The sequence below is a fragment of the Cellulomonas sp. Y8 genome (assembly GCF_008033115.1).
GTDB lineage: Bacteria > Actinomycetota > Actinomycetes > Actinomycetales > Cellulomonadaceae > Cellulomonas.
The window spans coordinates 4,235,621-4,255,968 of the sequence record NZ_CP041203.1 but is presented as its reverse complement, the minus strand read 5'-3'; the positions used below and the strand labels follow the sequence as shown (position 1 = coordinate 4,255,968).

The window sequence follows — 20,348 nt, the reverse complement described above, 5'->3', positions numbered from 1 at the left end:
GGTAGCGAGGCGCGGGCCGGGCTCCGGCACCTACGGACGCGGGTCGACGCGGCGCCACCGCTTCTCGTCGCGCCGCGCCCCCGTCCTCCCGGCCGCGCACCGCGGGCACACCCGCCCGACGGCGTCCGCGTGCCGGCCCGTGGCGGGCTGCACGTCCGCCCACCGCACGTGCGGGAACCGCTCGAGCGCCGAGCGGTGCAGCGACAGCCCGCACACCGTCTCGTTGCGCCCGGGCTCCCAGGCGTGCACCTCCCCGGCGGGGACGCGGACCCCGTCGGGGTCGGTCCACCGGCTCGACGCGGCGACTGCGGCGGATCGCGGACGGGGCACGCCACCGACGCTAGCCCGGGGTGGCGTCGCCGGCACGCGGGCTGGCGGGCGGCGCCGGTGCGCCGCGCCGGGGGCCGGGCGGCCGACCCCACGCGCACGTCGCGGGTCGTCAGACCGCGGGCGTCTGCCCGTCCAGCACGAACCGCACCGTGCGGTCGGCGACGGACACCTCGTCGAGCCGCACCCGGACGTCGGTCCCGAGCGGCAGCGCGGCGCCCGCCACGCGCCCGCGCACAGCGGGGTCCCGGAGCTGCACGACGCCGGACTCCCCGCCGTCCCGCACGTCGACGACCACGCCGTCGAACTCCTCGCCCACCTGCGAGGAGAGCAGCGCCGCCTCGACCAGGTCGACGCAGCCGCGCTCGTACGCGGACGCGCGCCGGTCCCCCGCCGCCATCAGCGCGGGCAGGTCCGGCAGCGCCTCGCGGGCCCAGGCCGGCACCTCGACGCCCGCGGACACGGCCAGGCTCACCTCGCCGACGAACCGGTCGACCAGCCGGCGCAGCGGCGCGGTGGCGTGCGCGTACGGGGCGGCGATCGCGGCGTGCAGCGGCTGCTCGGGCACGGTGCCGTCGAACGCGACGTAGGCCGCGCCGCGCAGCAGCGTGGTGGCCTCGGCGAGCAGGGCGGCGTGCGCGGGCACGCCCGCGTCGAGCCCGCGGACGACGTCGGCGTGGTCGGCGCCGTCCGGCCACGGCACGCCGAGCGCCCGCGCCGTCGACCGCAGCCGCTCGACGTCGCGCGGGTCGGCGGGCGGCAGAGTGCGCAGGACCCCGACCCGGGCGTCGAGCATGAGCCCGGCCGCGGACATCCCGGTGAGCAGCGACACCTGGGCGTTCCACTCCTCGACCGGCAGGGTCGCCCGGCTGGTGAGGGTCCACCGCCCCCGGGCGTCGACCTCGACGACCTGCTCGGGCGTCGGCAGGGTCAGCCCGCCGCGCGCGACCTCGGCGGCCTGCCGCAGCCGGCCGACGGCGCGGAGCAGGACCAGGGTGTCGTCCGCGGTGCCGTCGTCGAGCGCCCGCTGCGCGCCCTCGTAGGTGAGCTGGGCGCGGCTGCGGACGGTCGCGCGGCGCACGTCGACGCCGGTCGGCGTGCCGTCGGCGTCCAGGTCGATCTGCCACAGGAGCGCGGGGGCGTCCTGGCCCGGGAGCAGGCTCGCGGCACCCTCGGACAGCTCCGGCGGGTGCAGCGGGGTGCGACCGTCAGGGGCGTACAGCGTGACGACGCGACGGCGGGCCTCGGCGTCGACGGCGCCGCCCGGGCGGACCCAGGCGGCCACGTCGGCGATGGCGTACCGCACCCGGTGGCCGGCCCCGCGGCGCTCGAGGTGCACGGCCTGGTCCAGGTCCCGGGAGCCCTCGGGGTCGACGGTGACGAAGGGGACGTCGGTCGCGTCGACGCGGGCGGGCGCACCGGCGGGGGCGGCGGCCGGGCCGGCGGCGAGCACGGCGTCGACCTCGGCGCGCACGTCGGCCGGGAACGCGGCGGGGACGTCGAGCTCGGCGCGCAGGGCGTCGAGGCCGGCGCGGACGTCGGCGTCGACCCGGCGGGCGTCGTCGGCGGCGGTCGGCGCGGGGCGGAGGCGGACGTGGCGTCGGGGCACGCCGCGAGCCTAGGGCGGGACGCAGTCGGGTGCTCGGGCTGCCAGGTCGGCTGCACGGCGACCGCGCGCGGGGCGTCCTCCCCTCCGGATTCGCGCGCCCCCACCCCATCGATCAGGTGGGGGCGCGAGAACCGGGTGGGGAGGAGGTCAGACCGCCGCCACCGCGCCGAGGCCCTGGAGCTCCAGGACCGCGGAGCGGACGGCCGCCGCGGGCACCGCGTCGCCCGCCGCCAGCGCGGCCGCGACGGCGGGCGGGACGTCCGGGTCGGAGCACAGCACGACGGGCGCGTCGGCCACGGACGTCGGCAGTCGTCCGTGGCTGCCGGCGACGCGCGCCGGGTCCAGCGGGGTGGTCGACATGGCGTACCGCAGCCCGAGCCTCTTCTTCGCCAGGTTGAGCCCCGCGCGGGCCTTCGCGGCGCCGTCGGCGAAGAACAGCTCGGCGGGGTCGTAGCCCGGCTTGCGGTGGATGTCGACGCCGCGCGCGTAGTCGGGCGCCCGGTCGTCGTCGAGCCAGAAGTAGTACGTGAACCACGCCCCCGGCTCGGCCACGACGACGAGCTCCCCGGACCGCTCGTGGTCGAGGCCGTACCGGGCCTGCGCCGCGCGGTCGAGCACCTCGTCGACCCCCGGGACGCCGCGCAGCAGCGCCGCGACCCGGGGGACGTCGGCGGGGTCGGCGACATAGACGTGCGCGACCTGGTGGTCGGCGACGGCGAACGCCCGCGAGGTCCACGGGTCGAGCTGCTCGCCGCTGGCCTGGGTGTAGACGTGCAGCAGCCCCTCCTCGCGGAGCAGCCGGTTGAGGTGCACCGGCCGGGACGCCGGCTCGATGCCGTACTCCGACACCGCGAGCACCGTCGTGCCGCGCGCCTCGGCGTCGTCCAGCAGCGGGGTCAGGGCGCGGTCGAGCTCGGCCGCCGCGGCATCGGCGCGCGGGTCCAGCGGCCCGAACCGCTGCAGGTCGTAGTCGAGGTGCGGGACGTACGCCAGGGTCAGGTCCGTGGGCCGGGTCGCCATGAGGTGCCGGGTGGCGGCCACGATCCACTCCGTCGACGCGATCGACGCGGTGGGGCCCCAGTACTGGAACAGCGGGAAGTCACCCAGCCGCTCGACGAGCTCGTCGTGCAGGACGGGCGGCCGGACGTAGGCGTCCGGGGACTTGCGGCCGTCCGCGTGGTAGACCGGCCGGGGCGTGACGGTGACGTCGGTGGACATCCCCATCGCGTACCACCAGCAGACGTTGGCTGCGGTGTACCCGGGCGCGGCCCGACGCGCGGTCTCCCAGACCTTCTCCCCCGCGACCAGCCGGTTGTGCTGCCGCCAGAGGTGCACCTCGCCGAGGTCGCGGAAGTACCAGCCGTTGCCCACGATCCCGTGCCCCGACGGCGCGAGGCCCGTGAGCATCGTCGACTGCACGGAGCAGGTGACGGCGGGGAGCACGGTGCGCAGGCCGGCGCGCCAGCCGCCGTCGGCGAGCCGGGACAGCCGCGGCATGTGCGCGAGGGCGCGCGGGGTGAGCCCGACGACGTCGAGCAGGAGCAGGGGCCTCATGCGGTCCTCCGGGTCGTGAGGTCGTCGCCGGTCGCGTCCGAGCCGGTGTCCGCGTCGACGTCCCACCACGACCCGCGGTCCAGGTGGTCGACCGCCCAGCGCAGCTCGGCGGCGATGCCGGCCACCAGGTCGTCGGCGGCGCGGGCCGCGAGGTCGTCGGGCAGGACGGCCCAGGTGTAGGTCTCGACGTCCAGGTGGGCGGCGTCGCCGTGCGGGCCGCGCAGGACGGCGGTGACGGCGTCGCGCAGGACGTCGGTGGTGGCCTGGAGCGGGGCGGCGGGCCGGGCGTGCAGCGGGACGTGCACGTGCACCCGCCACGGCCCCTCGCCGGGCAGTCCGCCGGCGAGGGCGTCCGGCAGGTCGTCGGCGGGGTGCACCGCTCCCCCGCTGCGCTCGCGCACCTGGTGCAGGTAGCGCGGCTCGGCGAACCGGGCCACGGCGGCGCGGGAGGCCGGGTCGGCGGGGTCCTCGACGTGCAGGGCGGCGGAGGCCTGCACCTTGACGACCCGGAGCCCGGCCTGCCGGATGCGCCGGACGGCGGCGACGGGGTCGGCGAACGACACGGCCAGGTGGCAGGTGTCGAGGCAGACGCCGACGTGCTCCGGGTCGATCTGCCCGGAACCGGTGCCGAGGCGCGGCTCGAGCCAGCCGACCACGTCGGCGACGGTGTCGAGGACGCAGCCGGGCTCGGGCTCGACCGCGAGCCGCACCGTGCGGCCGGTGCGGGCGGCGAGGTCGCGCAGCCCCGCGGAGACCGCGGCGAGGGCGGCGGCGGCCGCCGCGTCGTCGACGGCGGACCACGGCTCGCGCCAGGCGAGCGGGAGGGTCGAGATGGAGCCGTCGACGCCGTCGGGCAGCAGGTCGGCCAGCACCTCGGCGCACGCCAGGGTGTACGCGGCGCGGGCCGGGTCCGCCCAGGTCGGGGCGTACACGGCGTGCTTGACCACCTCGGCGTGGAAGCCGCCGTACGGGAAGGCGTTGAGGGTGTGCACGGTCAGCCGGTGCGCGGCGAGCGCGGACCGGAGCCGGTCGCGGTCGTCGGGGCTCGACGCCAGCCGGTGCGCGAGGTCGGCGGGCAGCCACAGCCCGACGCCGAGGGTGCCGAGCCCGGCGGCCTCGCGCACGGGTCCGGCGTACCGGTCGAGCTGGGCCAGGACGCCGTCGAGGTCCTCGGCGGGGTGGACGTTGGTGCAGTAGGACAGCGGCATCGTCACGCGCGCACCCCCCGCAGCACGGAGGAGCCCTCGAAGGTCGCCGGCGCCGGGACCTCGCCCGCGACGAACCCGGGGACGGGGTCGAGCACGAGGTTGCCGGACTGCCCGTAGAACTCGACGGGGTTGCGCCACAGCACGCGGTCGACGTCCTCCTCGGTGAAGCCCTGCTCCAGCATGGTCATGCCGGTGCGCCAGGTCTTGAGCGGGTCGGACCGGCCCCAGTCGGCCGCGGAGTTCACGATCATCCGCTCGGTGCCGTACTCCCGCAGGATCGCGACCATGCGGGTCTCGTCCATCTTGGTGTCGGGGTAGATCGAGAACCCGGCCCAGGCGCCCGCGTCGCGCACGGCGGCGACGGTCGTCTCGTTGAGGTGGTCGACGAGGACGCGCTCCGCGGGCAGGCCCGACTCCCGGACGACGTCGAGGGTGCGCCGCGTGCCGGCCTGCTTGTCCCGGTGCGGGGTGTGCACGAGGACGGGCAGATCCGCGTCGCGCGCGAGGGCCAGCTGCCGGGTGAACGCCTCGTCCTCGGCCGGGGTCATGGCGTCGTAGCCGACCTCGCCGACCGCGACGACACCGTCCTTCGCGAGGTAGCGCGGGATGAGGTCGAGGACCTCGGTGCACCGCGGGTCGTTCGCCTCCTTCGGGTTGAGCGCGATGGTCGCGTGGTGCCGGATGCCGAACTGCGCGGCTCGGAACCGCTCCCAGCCGAGCAGCGCGTCGAAGTAGTCGACGAACGAGCCGACGCTCGTCCGCGGCTGGCCCAGCCAGAAGGCCGGCTCGACGAGCGCGCGGACGCCGGCGGCGTACATCGCCTCGTAGTCGTCGGTGGTGCGGCTGGTCATGTGGACGTGCGGGTCGAAGATGCGCATCACGGCTCCTCGGTCTCGGTGGTGCGTGCGGGGGCGCCGGGCTCCGCCGGCGTGGTCAGGCGGGCCAGGTCCTCGGGCACGGCGCGCCCGGCGGCCCGGCGCTCGGCGGCGAGGTCGCGGGCCATGCGGGCGAGCTCGGCGTCGGCACGGTCGTCCAGCGCGGCGACGGCGTCCAGGCTGGTGCCCTGGAACACGAGCTTCACCACCGCGTGCCGCCAGGTGTGCTGGTCGAGGTGCGCGGCGGCGAACGGGCCGACGGCCGCGGCCACGAGCGAGGTGTCGTTGGCCCGCAGCGCGTCCGCGGCCAGGTCGCGGCCGAGGGCGACGACGGGGCCCGGCAGGGCGCCCGGGGTCGACACCGTCAGCGCGTCGAGCCCGCGGAGCACGCCGCGCCGCTCGGCGGTGTCGCCCTCGCGGTACAGGTCGGCGAGGTGCGCGGCCAGCCGGTCGGCGTCGCCGCGGTGCGCGTCGGCGAGGGCCAGGACGACGGCGGCGCGGGCGGCGTCGTCGACGGTCCCGTGCACGACGCCGGCCGGGTCGGTCGCGGGACGCAGCGGGGTCCGGCCGACGCGGCGGCTGGCGAGCGGGAACGCCCGGTCGGCGGTCCGGGGGTCGCGGCGGACCTCGGCGAGGACGTCGGCGAGCCAGCCGGCGTGCGCGGCCCGGGCCGCGGCGACCACCGCGGTGACCGGCGGCGGGGCGGCCGCGGGTGCGGGGCCGGGGGCGGTCGGTGCGGCGGGGTCGGACGACGTCGTCGGCGTCACGGTGGCACTCCCTCTCAGCGAGCGGGTCGGGGCAGGGGTACAGGGTCGGGTGCGGGGACGCGGGCGCCGAGCCGCGCCCACGCGCGCCGGATCGCGGCGGCCGCGTCGGCGACCTGCCGCGGCGCGTCCCACGAGTGCCGGGGCAGCTCGACGGCGACCACCCCGGCGTACCCGGCCGGACCCGCCGCGGCCCCGGCGAGCGCCGAGAGCGCGGCGGGCAGGTCGAGGTCGCCCTCGCCGAACGGCCGGTGGTCGTGGTGGGTGCGCGGCATGTCGTCGATCTGCACGTGCGCCAGGGCCGGGCCCGCGGCGGCCAGGGCCCCGGCCACGCCGTCCGGCTCGACGACGAGGCAGTGCCCGACGTCGACCGTCAGGCCCAGCGCGGCCGGGTCCCCGAGGTCGGCGCGCAGCCGCAGGGCGTCGGCGACGGTCTCGACGTGCATCCCGGGCTCGGGCTCGAGGGCCAGCCGGACGCCGTGCTCCGCGGCGTGCCGCACGAGGCCGGGCAGGCGGTCGCGCAGCCGGTCGTCCGCCTCGGCCGACGTCACCCCGGCCGGGCGGACGCCGGAGAACAGCTGGACGGCGGGTGCGCCGAGCGCGGCGGCGACCTCGACCGCCCGGCGCAGGTAGGCGAGCCGCGGCGCCGCGTCGGCGTCGACGAGGGCGGGCGCGTGCTTCCGGCGCGGGTCGAGGAGGTACCGGGTGCCGGTCTCGACGACGACCCGCATCCCCCGGCCGGCGTGCGCGCGGGCGAGCCGGTCCCGGAGCGCGGCGAGGTCGGCGGCGGGCGCCCACGGGTCGAGGTGCGGGAAGCCGAGGGTGAGCGCGACGGCGTCGTAGCCGTGCTCCTCCAGCAGGTCGAGCGCCACGGGCAGCGGGTGGTCGCCGAGGCCGTTCGTGCCGTAGCCGAGCGCGAACGGCAGGCGCGCCGGCTCCGCGGCGCCCGGTCCGGTGCCCGGGTTCATGTCTCGCTCACCGCCCGCGGGCCCGTGGCCCGGCGGAGCAGCGCGCCCGCCGCGGCGACGGCGCCGAGCGCGAGCGCCGCGCCGGGCCGGCCGGCACCAGCGGTCCACGCGGCCTGCAGCGGGATCATCGCGCGGATGCCGGCGCCCGTCGCCGCGCGGGCGGCCGGGGCGGTCGGGGTCCGTGCGGCCCGGGCCTGCGCGGGGACGCACTGCGCGAGGTAGGCGGCGAGCGCCACCACGGTGGCGGCGCGCGCCCCGGGTCCGGCCACCCCGCCGCCGGTCAGGGCCACCCCCGCCACCACGACCGAGGCCGTGGCCACCGCGCCCGCCGTCGCGCGGGTGCTGCCGTGCACCTCGCCGCGGGACAGCAGCGTCACTCCCGCGGTGTGCGCGGCCACCGCCGCCGCGGCCGGGGCGGCGGCCCGCAGGCGCCCCACCCCCGCGCCGAGCAGCACGTCGAGGCCCCGGCACGCCGCCATCGCGCCCGGGCCGGCGACGGTGTCCTTGAGCCGGGCGTCGTAGAGCCACACGGCCGCGGCGAGCGGCACGGCGACCGCCAGGGCGCGTCGCCCGCCGCCCGCCGCGGCGAGGGCGAGACCGGCCGCACCGAGCCCTCCGGCCACCGCCAGCGCGTGCCGCGGGGCGATCCGGCCCGACGGGATCGGGCGCTCGGGTCGCTCGACGGCGTCGACGGCGCGGTCCGCCCAGTCGTTCAGCGCCATGCCGCCCGCGTACAGGCACGCCGAGGCGAGCGGCAGCACCGCGCGGCGGCCGGTGAGCGGGTGCCCGGCCGCCGACGCCCCTGCCACCGTGTCGCCGAGCACCGTCAGGACGGCGGGCGCGCGCACCAGCTCGAGGTGGTCGCGCACGCGGGCGGGCAGCCCCGACCGCGCGGGCGGCGACGGGGACGGGCTCGGGTCGTCCCCGGCGGACCGGCCGTCGAGCGAGCGGACCACCGGCACGGCGGTCGCCACGCGCGCGCTGCCCGGGGCAGGTTCCCCCGGCGCGCTCGCCCCCGGCGCGACTCCCCCCGGCGCGGCCGCCCCCAGCACGGCCGCGCCGCCGGCACCCGCCCGCACCGATCCGGCCGCCACGCCCGCCGTCACGCCGCCAGCCCCCGGGCCCAGCGCACGAGGTCGCCGGCCTGGTCCGCGGCCGCGTGCCGGTCGGAGCCCCACGGGTCCTTGAAGAAGAACCCGAGCTCCGGCACCACCCCGGCGGCACCGCCGGCGTGCGCCAGTGCGAGCAGCCGGGCGAGGTCGAGCACCATCGGTGCCGCGAGCATCGAGTCGTACGCGGACCACGTGGTCTGCAGGGTGATCCGCGAGCCGAGGAACCCCGCGGCGTGCACGTGGTCCCACGCGACCTTGACGTCCCCCAGGTCGGGCACGTGGTCGATGTGCAGCGGCGTCACGTCGGAGCCGGTGAGGTCGCGCAGCCCGCGGGTCTTGGACGCGAGCTTGGACCGCACGGCCTCGGGGTCGGCGAGGGTGGCACCGTCGCCGCCGCCGAGCAGGTTGCTCCCGGCCCACGACAGCACCCGCAGCCCCCGGTCGGCGAACGCCGGCGCGAGCACCGTGCGCAGCCAGGTCTGCCCGGTCTTGCCGTCCTGCCCCGCGACGGGCACGCCCGCCTCGGCGGCGAGGACCTGCAGCGCCGGCAGCCCCATGCCGGCGGACGGCGTGAAGCCGGCGTAGGAGGCACCCGCGAGCACGGCGGCGTACGCCGCGACGGACGACGGCGGCAGCACGACCCGCCCGGGCTCCTGCACCGCCGCGAGGAGGGCCGCCGGGTCGTCGTGGGCGGGGGTCGGGTGCGCGGGCGGCTCGGTGGACGACACGTCGACGACCACGACCCGCGCGAGGTCGTGCCGCGCGGCGAACCCGGTGATGTCGGCCGCGAGCCGCTCGGCGACCTGCTGCTGCGAGCCCCCGGGGACGAGCGTGCCGCGGTGCCCGGGCCGGACCTCCGCGTCGGCGGCGTCGAGGGCGTGCGCGGTGGCGGCGAGCAGCGGCGCCGGGATCATCCCGGCGTCGACGAGCGCCTCGGCGCGCTTGGCCAGCGACACGTCGCTGACGTCGTGCCCGCCGACGACGAGGTCGCCCCACCCGGGCAGCGGCAGGCCGTCGAACGCCGGCGCCGCCGTGACGCAGCCCGCGGCCCCGGCGTTCCCGGCGGCGAGTGCCGCGAGGCCGAGCGCGGCGGTCGTGCCGACCGAGCCGCGCGCGCCCACGAGCCACAGCCCCGTGCGCGCGCGGGCGTCGGCGGTCACGCGTCGCCCTTCGTGGAGAACGCCGCGTCGAAGGCCGCCTCGGGGGCGTCGAACGCCAGCCGCTTCACGAACGCCAGCGCCTCGGGCGCGCCGAGCAGCCGGTCCATGCCGGCGTCCTCCCACTCGACGGAGATCGGGCCGGTGTAGCCGATCGTGTTGAGCACCCGGAACGCGTCCTCCCACGGGACGTCGCCGTGGCCGGTGGAGATGAAGTCCCAGCCGCGCCGCGGGTCGGCCCACGGCAGGTGGGAGCCGAGCCGGCCGTTGCGGCCGTTGCCCATCCGCTTCTTCGTGTCCTTGCAGTCGACGTGGTAGATCCGGTCCCGGAAGTCCCAGAGGAACGCCACGGGGTCCAGGTCCTGCCAGACCATGTGGCTCGGGTCCCAGTTGAGGCCGAACGCCTCGCGGTGGCCGATCGCCTCCAGGGTGCGGACCGTCGTCCAGTAGTCGTAGGCGATCTCGCTCGGGTGCACCTCGTGCGCGAACCGGACGCCGACCTCGTCGAACACGTCGAGGATCGGGTTCCACCGGTCGGCGAAGTCCTGGTAGCCCGCCTCGATCACCGCGGCCGGCACGGGTGGGAACATCGCCACGTACTTCCAGATCGACGACCCGGTGAAGCCGACGACCGTGTCGACGCCGAGCTTCGCCGCGATCCGCGCGGTGTGCTTGAGCTCCTCGGCGGCGCGCTGCCGGACGCCCTCGGGGTCGCCGTCGCCCCACACCCGCGCGGACAGCATGTCCTCGTGCCGCAGGTCGATGGGGTCGTCGCAGACGGCCTGGCCCTTGAGGTGGTTGGAGATGGCCCAGACCTTCAGGCCGTACCGGTCCAGGATCTCGAGGCGGGAGGCGACGTACGCGTCGTCGTCCCAGCGCCACGGGTCGAGGTGGTCGCCCCAGCAGGCGATCTCGAGGCCGTCGTAGCCCCACTCGGACGCGAGCCGGGCCACCTCCTCGAACGGCAGGTCGGCCCACTGGCCGGTGAACAGGGTGATCGGGCGGGTCATGTCGGTCTCCTCGTCGAGAGCGGAACGTCGATGCTGCGGGGCGCCGGGGCGCGGCGTCCAGGGGTGGGGGGCGCCTCAGGTCATGTCGTGGCCCCCTGGCGGGCGAGGGCGTCGGCGACGGCCGCGTCCACGGCGCGCTGGTGCCGCGCCTTCCGCCGGCGGCCGGCGAGGACGCGCAGGGCGACGAGCGCGACGACCAGGGCGAGCGCGCCGATCAGGGCCCACGGCACCGCCCAGGCCGCCGCGGAGGCGGTGACGCCGGGGACGGCAGGGGCGGCGTCGGCGACCGCGGCGCCGGGCAGCGCGACCACCTCGCCGCCGAGGGCGATGGTGGCGGTGGTCCGCACCAGCGGCCACACGCCGTCGACCCGGACGCTGCGCTGCACGGACGCGCCGGGGATCAGCTCGGGGACGTCGACGGCGGCGGCGCGGGCGCGGCCGAGGCCGAACAGCCCCGCGACCTGCACCTGCTCGGTCGGGGCGACCCGGGAGTTGCCGGTGTTCGTCAGGGTGAAGGTCACGGTCGCGGCGCCCGGGGCGACGGGGTTGCCGCCGGCGTCGTAGTCGACGCGCAGGCCGGAGACGGCCAGCGCCGGCGCGAGGTCGCCCTGCACCCGCAGGTGCACGCGGGAGCCCAGCCGCCGGTCGACCGAGACGCCCGCGGCGTTCTCGACCAGCAGGCTGGACACGATGCCCGCGGCGTAGTCGCCGGGCTGCGCGTCCTCGGGGACGGTCAGGGTGAACGGGACCTCGGCCGCGGCGCCGGGCTCGAGGACGATCTCGGGCGTCTCGACCTGCACCCAGGCGCCGAGCGCGGTCGACTCCTCCCCCGCGCCCAGGACGTCCAGGGTGCCGTCGGCGGTGAGGAAGCCGTCGGCCGCGTACACGTCGAGGGTGAGCGGGGCGTCGCCCTTGTTCGTCACGACGAGGGCGTCGGCGAGGGTCCCGCCGGGCGGCAGGGAGTACGCGAAGTTCGGGCGCGCGGCGCCGTGCACGGTGTCGGCCGGGCGCACGCCCCAAGTGACCTGGGTGCTCGCGGCGGCGGGGTCGGCCGCGGCGGGGTCGGCGGCCGGGTCGGCCGGGGCCGGGTCCGCGGCGGCGGGCGCCACCAGCGGGACCGGGGGCGCGGCCGGGGCGGCACCGACAGCGGGCAGCGCGCCGCCCAGCGCGAGGGCGACGGCGGCCGCCAGCGCGGCGAGGGCGGCGGGGACGCGGGTCGGGGTCACGGCGGGGCCTCCGGGTCGACGGTGACGACGGGTGCGGATGGTGCGGCGGTGCGGGTCGTGCAGCGGAGCGGGTCGTGGGGCGGAGCGGCTGGCGCGGGCCGGTGCGCGGTCCGGCCGGGTGGTGCCGCCCCCGCCCGCCCGGGACGAGGACCGGGCGGGCGGGGACGGGGACTGCGGGTCGGCGTCAGCTGAGCGCGGTGAGCGTCAGCGTGGCCGTGTAGGTGCCCTGCGGGGCGTCGAGCGGGAGCTGCAGGTCGAGGTCGGCCCCGACGAGCGACGAGCCGCGGGCGTGCCCGGTCTCGGCCTCGGCGAGGGTGCGGGCCACGGACAGGCCGTCGCCCTCCTCGAACCCGGACGGCACCGCGGGCCCGGCCACGGCGTCGCCGCCGTTCTCGAGCACCTCGGGCGTCCAGCCCAGGTACTTCGACGACAGGGTCTCGCCCCCGGCGACGAAGTCGCTGACCTGCGCGGTGATGGACCACTCCGGGTCGCCCGCGCGGGTGTCCTGCACGCGCACCGGGACGATCTCGCCGGTGGCCCGGTACCGGTCCTCGAGCTCCTCGGCGACGCCGAGGTTCACGAGGCCGGAGGTGCCCTCGAGCGACCAGACGAGCTCGCCCGCCCGCTGCTCTGGCACGGTGACGGCCAGCGCCTGGTCGCCGGCGGCCACGGCGCCCGGCGCCCTCGCCGGTGTGGTCGCCGTCGACGCCGCCCGCGGAGTTGCCCGGGCCGAACGCGGCGGCCGGGTCGTTGTCCGCGAGCCGGATGGTGCCGAGGACCGTGGTGCCGGCGACCCGCAGGTTCGCGGTGTTGCCGGTGAGCACCAGGTCGCCGCCCACGGTGTTGCCGAACGTGTCCGCCGCGCCGTCCGCGGTGGCGCCGACCAGGACGTCCCGGCTGGAGCCGGTGACCGACAGGGTGCCGCCGACGACGGCCCCGGCGACGTTCACGCCCCAGTCGGAGTCGGCGATCGCCACCTCGCCCTTGACGCCGGTCTGCAGCAGGTCGACGTACGTCGCCGCCTGCGTGGTCAAGCCGCCCCCGATGGACGAGCCGGTCACCTCGACGTCGAGACCGCCGGCCGCCACGCTGCCGCCGACCTCGAGGTCGTTGAGGTAGAGGAAACCGACGCGCGAGCCCGTCGTGTACGCGCTCACGTCGCCGTCGACCCGGGTGCCGTCCAGCAGGACGCCGTACGCGTCGGTGGCGACGACGTCGCCGGTGACGGTCACCGACGTGGCGTCGAGCCAGGCGTCGGCGCCGACGGTGATGGAGCCCTCGACCGTCGCGCCGGCGAGCACGCAGTCCGCGCCGGCCGGGACGACGAGGTCCCCGGTGATGGTCTGGTCCCCCAGGTCGGTGGTGCAGTCGGTCGAGGCCGCCTGCGCCACCGTGCTGCCGAGGGCCACGAGCCCGAACGCGCCGACGAGCGCGGCCGGGACCGAGTAGATCCGCTTCATGTCCGTGTCTCCTTCTCGCTCAGCCGCGCAGGCCGGCGATGGCGTCGTAGCTGCGGTCGGCGTTGCCGAGGGAGTTCAGCGGGTTCGGCGGCTCGGCGACCGTCGAGGCGTTGTCCTGCTCGTACAGCCCGAAGTGCTGGCCGCGCGTGCGGAGCTGGGACAGGAACTGCTGGTACGGCAGGTCGCCGGCGCCGAACTCGATGATGTCGTAGCCGTTGGCGCTGGCCTCGTTGGCCTTGCCGTCCTTGAGGTGCAGCAGCGGGTAGCGCCGCGGGTTGCGCAGGACGTAGTCGACCGGCTCGAACCCCGGGTACTTGTGCTGCCCGACGTACGCCCAGTAGATGTCCATCTCCAGGTAGACCAGGTCCGGGTCGGTGTTGTCGTAGAACACGTCGTAGAGCCGGACCGACGGGTCGACCGGGTCGAACCGGAACTCGCCGTCGTGGTTGTGCTGGTAGATCTTCATCCCGGCGGCCTTGACCTGCTCGCCCCAGCCGTTCCACTCCTCCGCGGCGGCGAGGTAGCCCTCCTTCGTCGCGGTGTTCGTGGGCGCGTTGCCGGTGCCGAGGTGCGGCATGCCGAGGGTGTGCGCGATGTCGATCTGGTTGGCGAGGTCGGTGCGCAGCAGCTGGGTGCTGACGTGCGAGCCGACGGCCTTCAGGCCGTTGTCGTCGAGCAGCTGGCGGATCTCCGCCGGGGTGATGGCGCCGACGTTGCCCTGGGTGTAGCCGGCGAACTCCACCTCCGCGTACCCGATCCGGCCGAGCTCCTCGAACACGGCCCGGAAGCCGAGCGAGCTGACCTTGTCGCGGATCGTGAACAGCTGGATGCCGATGCGGTTGGCCGGGACCAGGCGGGTCCGCCCGGTCGTCGGCGCGGCCGCGGGCGCGAGGCCGGCGGCCGAGGCCCCGGAGGCGCCGAGGGCGGTCCCGAGCCCCACGGCCACCGTGGAGGCGCCGAGCGCCTTCATCAGGGACCGCCGGCTCATCGGCCGGTTCGGGATCGAGGCGTGCTGGTGCGTGCTCATGTCTCTCCTTCGAGACGGCCGGCGGCCCGGTCACCCGGGCCGCCGGCGCGCGGTCAGCTGCGGACGGTGAGGGTGGTGCTGGTGGTGGAGCCGGAGATGCCGGCCGTGCCGCCGTAGGCGACGTCGACCTTGTAGGTGCCCTCGGGCAGGCGCCCGAGGGAGACGACGCTCGCGCCGGAGGCGTCGAGGGTCCCGGTGAGCGTGGCGACGGTCTGGTTGTTGCGCTTGACCGTCACCGTGACGTCCCCGGCGGCGGCGACGCCGCTGCCGGTGGTCACCTGGACGGTGGCCTTGGCGGCGACGGCGGGCTTGACCGGGTTCGGCGACACCGTCGCGGCCACCGCGGAGGTGGTGCGCGCCACCGTGAGGCGCACGGTGCCGGACGAGGGCTTGAAGACCTCGCCGCCGACGAAGGACGCGGTCACCGTGTGGGTGCCGACGCCCAGCGCCGGGTCGAGGGCGACGACGGCGGTGGCGTCCGCCCCGAGCGCGCCCCGCCCGACCTCGGTCTCCCCGACGGTCAGCACGACCTCGCCGGAGGCGACGCCCTCGGCCGCGGAGACCGCGACCGTGACCTCGCCGGGGGCGCCGAACGGCACCCGCCCCGCGGCCACGGTGGCCGTGGTGGTGGTGTCGACGGTGGGCTCCTCCGGGGCCTCGAGGTCGATGGTGAACTGCACGGAGCCCACCTCGGAGACCAGCCCCTGGGTGTCGGTGGCCCGGTACCGCAGGTCGTACGTGCCGCTGTCGGAGAACGTCACGCCGTACTGCTGGTTCGCCGCGAGGTTCGTCCAGGTGGCCCCGCCGTCGCGCGAGTACTGCACGCTCGCCAGCGCCCCGTTGTCCGCGGCCTGCACGGCGAACCGCACCGGCTCGGTGAAGACGCCGCCGGCACCGGTGGGCGCCGCCGGGGTCAGGGTGTGCGCCACGGTGGGGGCGGCGGTGTCCGCGACACCGGGGCCGACCATCGTGATCGCGTCCACGGCCAGCTCGTCGGCCGAGGTGACGACCAGGTCGCCGGTGCCCTCGGGGGCGTCGAAGGCGATCTCGACGTCCTTCCAGCCGGCGCCCGCCGGGATGGTGGCGGTGGCGAACGGCGCCGCGTCGGCGGCGCCCCAGCGGAGCTGGACCTCGCCGCCGCCGTTGGCCCGGACGACCGCGCCGGTGATCCCGCTGAAGCTCACCGGGGTGAACGTCAGGGAGTCGCCGGCGCCGAGGCCGCGGACCGCGTTGCCGGCCGAGGCCGTCTCGTCCGCGTACACGGTGACGCCGGTGCGCGCGGCGTGCTCCGCCTGCTGCTCGCGCGGGTTGAGGCGCAGAGTGGCCTCGCCCGACGCGGCCGGCAGGCCGTTGGCGCCCGCGTCGCGGTACGTCACCACGACCGCGCCGTACAGCAGCGCGCCCGGGCCGTGCTCCGGCGAGTCGGGGTTCGTCTTGAACGCGCCCTTGCAGCCCGTCCCCGAGACCTCGGGGTGGGCGTGCTCGTCGTGGCCCAGGCCGTACGTCCAGGACACGCGGGTGCAGTCCGTGGCCGTGCCGTCCTCGGCGTCCTGGGTGGTGACCTGGAACGGCACCGCGTCGCCCCAGGTGAAGAAGCCGCCGTTCTCCGGGTAGGTGAGCGTGACCTCGGGCGCCTGGTTGCCGACTGAGATCGGGTGCGAGGTGAGCGTGAACTTGCCCTCGGGGTCCGTCACCTTGAGCCGCGCCGTGTAGGCCGCGATCTCGGTGTAGGTGTGCTCCGCCTCGACGCCGGTGGCGTCGAACGTGCCGTCACCGTCGAAGTCCCAGTCGTATCGGAGCTCGCCGCCCTCGGGGTCGCTCGACGCGGACGCGTCGAACTGCACGGTGAGCGGCGCGGTGGACGAGGACGTCGGCGTGGCGGTGAACTCGGCGCGGGGCGCCTTGTTCCCCTCGGCGTAGGCGATCCGGTGCAGGCCCGCGTCGGGGTTGGCCCGGAAGAAGCCGTCGCCGTAGTCGAGGACGTACATCGACCCGTCCGGGCCGAACTCGATGTCCATCGGGTTGTCGATCGGCGGCCAGCCCTCGGCCGTGATCGCCGCGTTCGGCGTGACGTCCTCGATGTGGGTGACCTCGAAGGTGTCCCAGTCGACGGTGAACGCCGCGATGTAGTCCTGCGAGAACTCGCCGAAGAACGCCTTGCCCTCCCAGTACGCGGGCCACGCGTCCGGGCCGGCGTCGGCCGGGCGGTGGTAGACCGGCCCGCCCATCGGGCCCTGGCCGTTGCCCGTGCCGAAGTTCACCAGCTCGTCCCAGGGCTGGTCGCCCGGGTTGTCGCCGTAGTAGACCGTGGCCGGGCGAGCAGGGGGCAGGTTCGTCAGGCCGGTGTTCCAGCGCGAGTCGTTGACCAGGTTCTCCGGGTCGAAGAACGCGCCGGGCGTCGCCGTGGCGAAGTCCCAGTCGTTGTAGGCGAAGTTGTCGCCCGTGACGAAGGGCCAGCCGGCGTTGTGCGGGTCGTCGAGGCCGACGACGTTCCACTCGACGAGACCCATCGGCCCGCGGCCCGCGGTCTCCGCGACCGCCTTGGTGGCGTCCGGGCCGTAGTCGCCCCAGGACAGCGAGTTCGTCTCGGGGTCGACGTCCAGCTTGAACGGGTTGCGGACGCCCATGACGAAGATCTCGGGCCGGGTGTCCTCGGTGCCCTCGGGGAACAGGTTGCCCTCGGGGATCGTGTACGACCCGTCCTCCTCGACGTGGATCCGCAGGATCTTGCCGCGCAGGTCGTTCGTGTTCCCCGCGCCGCGGCGCGAGTCGAAGCCGGGGTTCATGCCGGGGGCGTCGTTGTTCGGCGCGAACCCGTTGGCGCCCGGCGTGCCGGCCGGGGTGTTGTCGCCGGTGCCGAGGTACAGGTTGCCGTCGGCGTCCCAGTCGAAGTCGGCGCCCACGTGGCAGCACTGCCCGCGCTGGACCTCGACGTCGAGGATCTGCTGCTCCGAGGCCAGGTCCAGGCCCTCGCCGGTCCACTGGAACCGGGACAGCCGGTTCACGCCGACCCACTGGTCCCAGTAGGACTCGTCCTGGCCGGCCGGCAGCGTGTTCGGCGCCGAGCCCGCGGGGGTGCTCCCGGGCGGGGCGTACACGAGGTACACCCAGTTGTTCTCCTCGAAGTCCGGGTCGATGCCGATGGACTGCAGGCCGTCCTCGGAGTTCGCGTACACGGGGATCGTGTTGGTGATCCGGGTGACGCCGGTCGCCGGGTCGGTCAGCCGGACGTCGCCGTTGCGGGCCGTGTGCAGCACGCGGCCGTCGGGCAGCACCGCGAGGTCGATCGGCTCGCCGACGTCCTTGGTGAGGGTGGTCTTCTCGTAGTTGTCCCAGTCGAGCGCGGCGTCGCCGCCGGGCTCGGCCCCGTGGTCCACGCCGTCGTGGGCCACCACGGGTCCGGCGCCCAGCGCCAGCCCCGTCACGGTGAGCACCCCGGCCAGGGTGAAACCCACCAGTTTCCTGCCGCGCTGCGAGCGCGGCTGCGTACGATCCATGAGTGATGCAGCTCCTTACGGGATCTCGTCACAGAGGTCGGGCTCCTGCGTCGTCCCCACGGTTCGGGAACCCGGCCTCCTCAGCCGACCGGCGGCTCTGCCGGTCGTGGCGCGGTCCCACCTCCTCCCCCTCGAGCGGTGAGCTGATCGTCTGACGGGTGGTGCGGGTGCGGGCGGGGTGCCCGCGGGGCGGGTCGCCCCCGGGCGGTCAGCCCAGGGCGACCCACCGGCTGCCGTCGGCCGCGCTGCGCTCGACGGCGTCGAGCACGCGCTGCACGGCGAGTCCCTCGGCGAACGACGGCGACGGGTCCTGGCCCGCCGCGATCGCGCCGACCAGGTCGACGACCTGGTGGGTGAAGGCGTGCTCGTAGCCGAGACCGTGCCCCGCCGGCCACCAGTGGCCGACGTACGCGTGCTGCGGCTCGGTGACCACGATCCGGCGGAACCCCGCGACGGCGGCGTCCTCGGTGGCGTCGTGGAAGTGCAGGACGTTCATGTCCTCGAAGTCGAACGACAGCGAGCCGCGCTCGCCGTTGACCTCGAGGCGGATGGCGTTCTTGCGGCCGGTGGCGAACCGGGTCGCCTCGAACACGCCCAGGCCGCCGCCCGAGAGCCGGGCGAGGAACACCGCGGCGTCGTCGACGGTGACGGGGCCGCGCACGGCGTCCGGGCCGGCCGCGGAGCCGTGCAGGCCCGCGAACTCGGCCGCCACGGGGCGCTCGTGCACGAAGGTCTCCATCAGCCCCGACACCCCGGTCAGGCGCTCTCCGGTGATGAACTGCGCCAGGTCGACGGCGTGCGAGCCGATGTCGCCCAGCGCGCCGGAGCCGGCCTGCTGCTTGTCGAGCCGCCAGGACAGCGGCGCCTCGGGATCGGCGAGCCAGTCCTGGAGGTACTGCACGCGCACGTGCCGCACCGCCCCGATCCGGCCGTCCGCGACCAGCTGCCGCGCGAGCTGCACCGCCGGCACCCGGCGGTATGTGTAGCCGACCATCGACCGGACGCCGCGGGCGGCGGCGGCATCGGCCGCGGCGACCATGGCCTCGGCCTCCTCGATCGTGTTCGCCAGCGGCTTCTCGCACAGCACGTGCTTGCCCGCCTCGAGCGCGGCGACCGCGATCTCCGCGTGCGTGCGGCCCGGCGTGCAGATGTCGACGAGGTCGACGTCGTCCCGTGCCACGAGCTCCTGCCACGACCCGGCCGTGTCCTGCCAGCCGAGCCGGTCCGCCGCGGCCTTCACCGCGGTGGCGTCCCGGCCGCCCAGCACCCGCATGACCGGGGTGCGGGGCAGGTCGAAGAACCGCGGGGCGGTGCGCCACGCCTGCGAGTGCGCGGCACCCATGAACGCGTACCCCACCATGCCGACGCCGAGCGGCGCGGCCGTCGTCCCGTCCATCACGAGACCTCCTTGCCTGGGCGCGGGGGGCGCCGGGCGGCGCCCCCCGCGGTCCGGATCAGGACTCGAAGGCCGAGTCGATGTACTGGTCGACGTTGTCCGCCGTGACGACGGGCGCGAACAGCTGGACGGTGCGCGGCACGCCCGAGGACGCCAGGTCGCTCAGCGACTTCTCGTGCGCGACGAGCCGGGCGAGCTTGATGCCGTCCGCCGCCTGGGTCGACGGGTAGATGACCGTGGCCTCGACCACGGAGGCGTCATCCTGGATCTCGCGCATCATGTTCGCCGAGCCGGCGCCGCCGACCAGGAAGAACTCGTCGCGTCCGGCGTTCTCGATCGCGGCCAGGACGCCGACGCCCTGGTCGTCGTCGTGGTTCCAGATCGCGTCGATCTGCGGCGCGGCCTGCAGCAGGTTCGCGGCCGCCTGCTCGCCGCCCTGGACGGTGAAGTCCGCGGCGACCCGGTTGTCGACGTCGAGGCCGCAGTCGTCCAGCGCGTCGGCGAAGCCCTGGCTGCGGTCCTGGGTCAGCGGCAGCGAGTCGATGCCGGCGATCTCCGCCACCACGGCGTCGGGGTTGTCGCCGAGCCGCTCGCAGATGTACGTGCCGGCCGACACGCCCATGCCGTAGTTGTCGCCGAGCACGGTGGCCCGGGACGCGAACGGGCTGGAGAACTCGCGGTCGACGTTGATGACCGGGATGCCGGCCTCCATCGCCTGCGTCGCGACGTCGGTGAGAGCGCCGCCGTCGAACGGCAGCAGCACGATGGCGTCGACGCCGTCGTTGATGAACCCCTCGATCTGGCTGATCTGCACGTTGACGTCGTTCGTGCCCTCGGCGACCCGGAGCTCGACGTCCTCGTAGTTCTCCGCCTCCTTCTGGGCGGCCGTGGTGATGGCGCCCATCCAGCCGTGGTCGGCGGCGGGGGCCGAGAAGCCGATGACGACCGTCTCGCCGGCCTCGTCGTTGTCGGAGACGGCGACCGGGGCGGCCTCCGCTCCGGTGTCCTCCTCCTCCGCGGGGGCGTTGGAGGTGCAGGCGGCGAGGAACGCGACGGACAGCACGGCGACCGGCGCGAGGACGCGGCCGCGGCGGCGCGTGGTGCGGGTGGTGGACATGGGATCTCCTTCGACGATGTCCGGGGTCGTGCGGGCAGGGT

17 protein-coding genes are annotated in these 20,348 nt (G+C 76.3%); 1 reads left to right on the top strand and 16 read right to left on the bottom strand.

Going from position 1 to position 20,348, the window contains the following annotated elements:
• Positions 1-30 precede the first annotated feature (30 nt).
• The 12 genes from FKM96_RS19215 to FKM96_RS19160 all read right to left on the bottom strand — a co-directional run bounded on the left by FKM96_RS19215 (position 31) and on the right by FKM96_RS19160 (position 12,480).
• Positions 31-330 carry a hypothetical protein gene (locus FKM96_RS19215; protein WP_147796594.1) on the bottom strand — a complete coding sequence of 100 codons (300 nt, stop codon included), beginning with the start codon at positions 328-330 and terminating at the stop codon, positions 31-33.
• Positions 331-439: 109 nt separating this feature from the next.
• Positions 440-1,936, bottom strand: a complete 1,497-nt coding sequence (locus FKM96_RS19210) for an RNB domain-containing ribonuclease (RefSeq protein ID WP_147796593.1) — start codon at positions 1,934-1,936, stop codon at positions 440-442.
• Between the two features lie 147 nt (positions 1,937-2,083).
• Positions 2,084-3,490 (bottom strand): nucleotide pyrophosphatase/phosphodiesterase family protein, encoded by a 1,407-nt coding sequence (locus FKM96_RS19205; protein WP_147796592.1) that lies wholly within the window; start codon positions 3,488-3,490, stop codon positions 2,084-2,086.
• A complete protein-coding gene (gene eboE / locus FKM96_RS19200) occupies positions 3,487-4,698 on the bottom strand; it encodes a metabolite traffic protein EboE (RefSeq protein WP_147797245.1) in 1,212 nt (403 codons plus the stop codon). Before eboE ends, FKM96_RS19205 begins: the two co-directional genes overlap by 4 nt.
• A 2-nt stretch (positions 4,699-4,700) precedes the next feature.
• Complete coding sequence (locus FKM96_RS19195; protein WP_147796591.1) at positions 4,701-5,576, bottom strand: TatD family hydrolase; 876 nt, start codon at positions 5,574-5,576, stop codon at positions 4,701-4,703.
• Positions 5,576-6,340, bottom strand: a complete 765-nt coding sequence (locus tag FKM96_RS19190; protein WP_147796590.1) for an EboA domain-containing protein — start codon at positions 6,338-6,340, stop codon at positions 5,576-5,578. The genes FKM96_RS19195 and FKM96_RS19190 overlap by 1 nt, the downstream gene beginning before the upstream one ends.
• Positions 6,341-6,354: 14 nt before the next feature.
• On the bottom strand, positions 6,355-7,305 hold the full coding sequence (locus FKM96_RS19185) for a sugar phosphate isomerase/epimerase (RefSeq protein WP_147796589.1): 951 nt from the start codon (positions 7,303-7,305) through the stop codon (positions 6,355-6,357).
• Complete coding sequence (locus FKM96_RS19180; protein WP_246855082.1) at positions 7,302-8,279, bottom strand: SCO3242 family prenyltransferase; 978 nt, start codon at positions 8,277-8,279, stop codon at positions 7,302-7,304. The genes FKM96_RS19185 and FKM96_RS19180 overlap by 4 nt, the downstream gene beginning before the upstream one ends.
• A gap of 128 nt (positions 8,280-8,407) precedes the next feature.
• Positions 8,408-9,577: an inositol-3-phosphate synthase gene (locus FKM96_RS19175; protein WP_210417311.1), complete on the bottom strand. Its 1,170-nt coding sequence runs from the start codon at positions 9,575-9,577 to the stop codon at positions 8,408-8,410.
• The gene (locus FKM96_RS19170; protein ID WP_147796588.1) at positions 9,574-10,584 is read right to left on the bottom strand and encodes a sugar phosphate isomerase/epimerase; all 1,011 of its coding nucleotides are present in this window, start codon (positions 10,582-10,584) and stop codon (positions 9,574-9,576) included. The genes FKM96_RS19175 and FKM96_RS19170 overlap by 4 nt, the downstream gene beginning before the upstream one ends.
• 80 nt (positions 10,585-10,664) lie before the next feature.
• On the bottom strand, positions 10,665-11,810 hold the full coding sequence (locus FKM96_RS19165; protein WP_147796587.1) for a hypothetical protein: 1,146 nt from the start codon (positions 11,808-11,810) through the stop codon (positions 10,665-10,667).
• A gap of 184 nt (positions 11,811-11,994) precedes the next feature.
• Positions 11,995-12,480 (bottom strand): hypothetical protein, encoded by a 486-nt coding sequence (locus FKM96_RS19160; RefSeq protein ID WP_147796586.1) that lies wholly within the window; start codon positions 12,478-12,480, stop codon positions 11,995-11,997.
• Between the two features lie 473 nt (positions 12,481-12,953).
• On the opposite strand from FKM96_RS19160, the gene FKM96_RS19155 reads away from it, so the two are divergent.
• Positions 12,954-13,259, top strand: a complete 306-nt coding sequence (locus tag FKM96_RS19155; RefSeq protein WP_147796585.1) for a hypothetical protein — start codon at positions 12,954-12,956, stop codon at positions 13,257-13,259.
• A gap of 30 nt (positions 13,260-13,289) precedes the next feature.
• Here the strand turns inward: FKM96_RS19155 and FKM96_RS19150 are convergent, their stop codons facing one another.
• The 4 genes from FKM96_RS19150 to FKM96_RS19135 all read right to left on the bottom strand — a co-directional run bounded on the left by FKM96_RS19150 (position 13,290) and on the right by FKM96_RS19135 (position 20,307).
• Positions 13,290-14,297: a sugar phosphate isomerase/epimerase gene (locus FKM96_RS19150; protein ID WP_246855081.1), complete on the bottom strand. Its 1,008-nt coding sequence runs from the start codon at positions 14,295-14,297 to the stop codon at positions 13,290-13,292.
• A gap of 53 nt (positions 14,298-14,350) precedes the next feature.
• Entirely contained in the window at positions 14,351-17,752 is a 3,402-nt protein-coding gene (locus tag FKM96_RS19145) for a PQQ-dependent sugar dehydrogenase (protein WP_246855080.1), read from the bottom strand.
• A 250-nt stretch (positions 17,753-18,002) separates the two neighbouring features.
• Positions 18,003-19,190, bottom strand: coding sequence for a Gfo/Idh/MocA family protein (locus FKM96_RS19140; RefSeq protein WP_246855079.1), 1,188 nt, complete (start codon positions 19,188-19,190; stop codon positions 18,003-18,005).
• Positions 19,191-19,248: 58 nt separating this feature from the next.
• The gene (locus FKM96_RS19135) at positions 19,249-20,307 is read right to left on the bottom strand and encodes a substrate-binding domain-containing protein (RefSeq protein WP_147796584.1); all 1,059 of its coding nucleotides are present in this window, start codon (positions 20,305-20,307) and stop codon (positions 19,249-19,251) included.
• Positions 20,308-20,348: the final 41 nt, after the last annotated feature.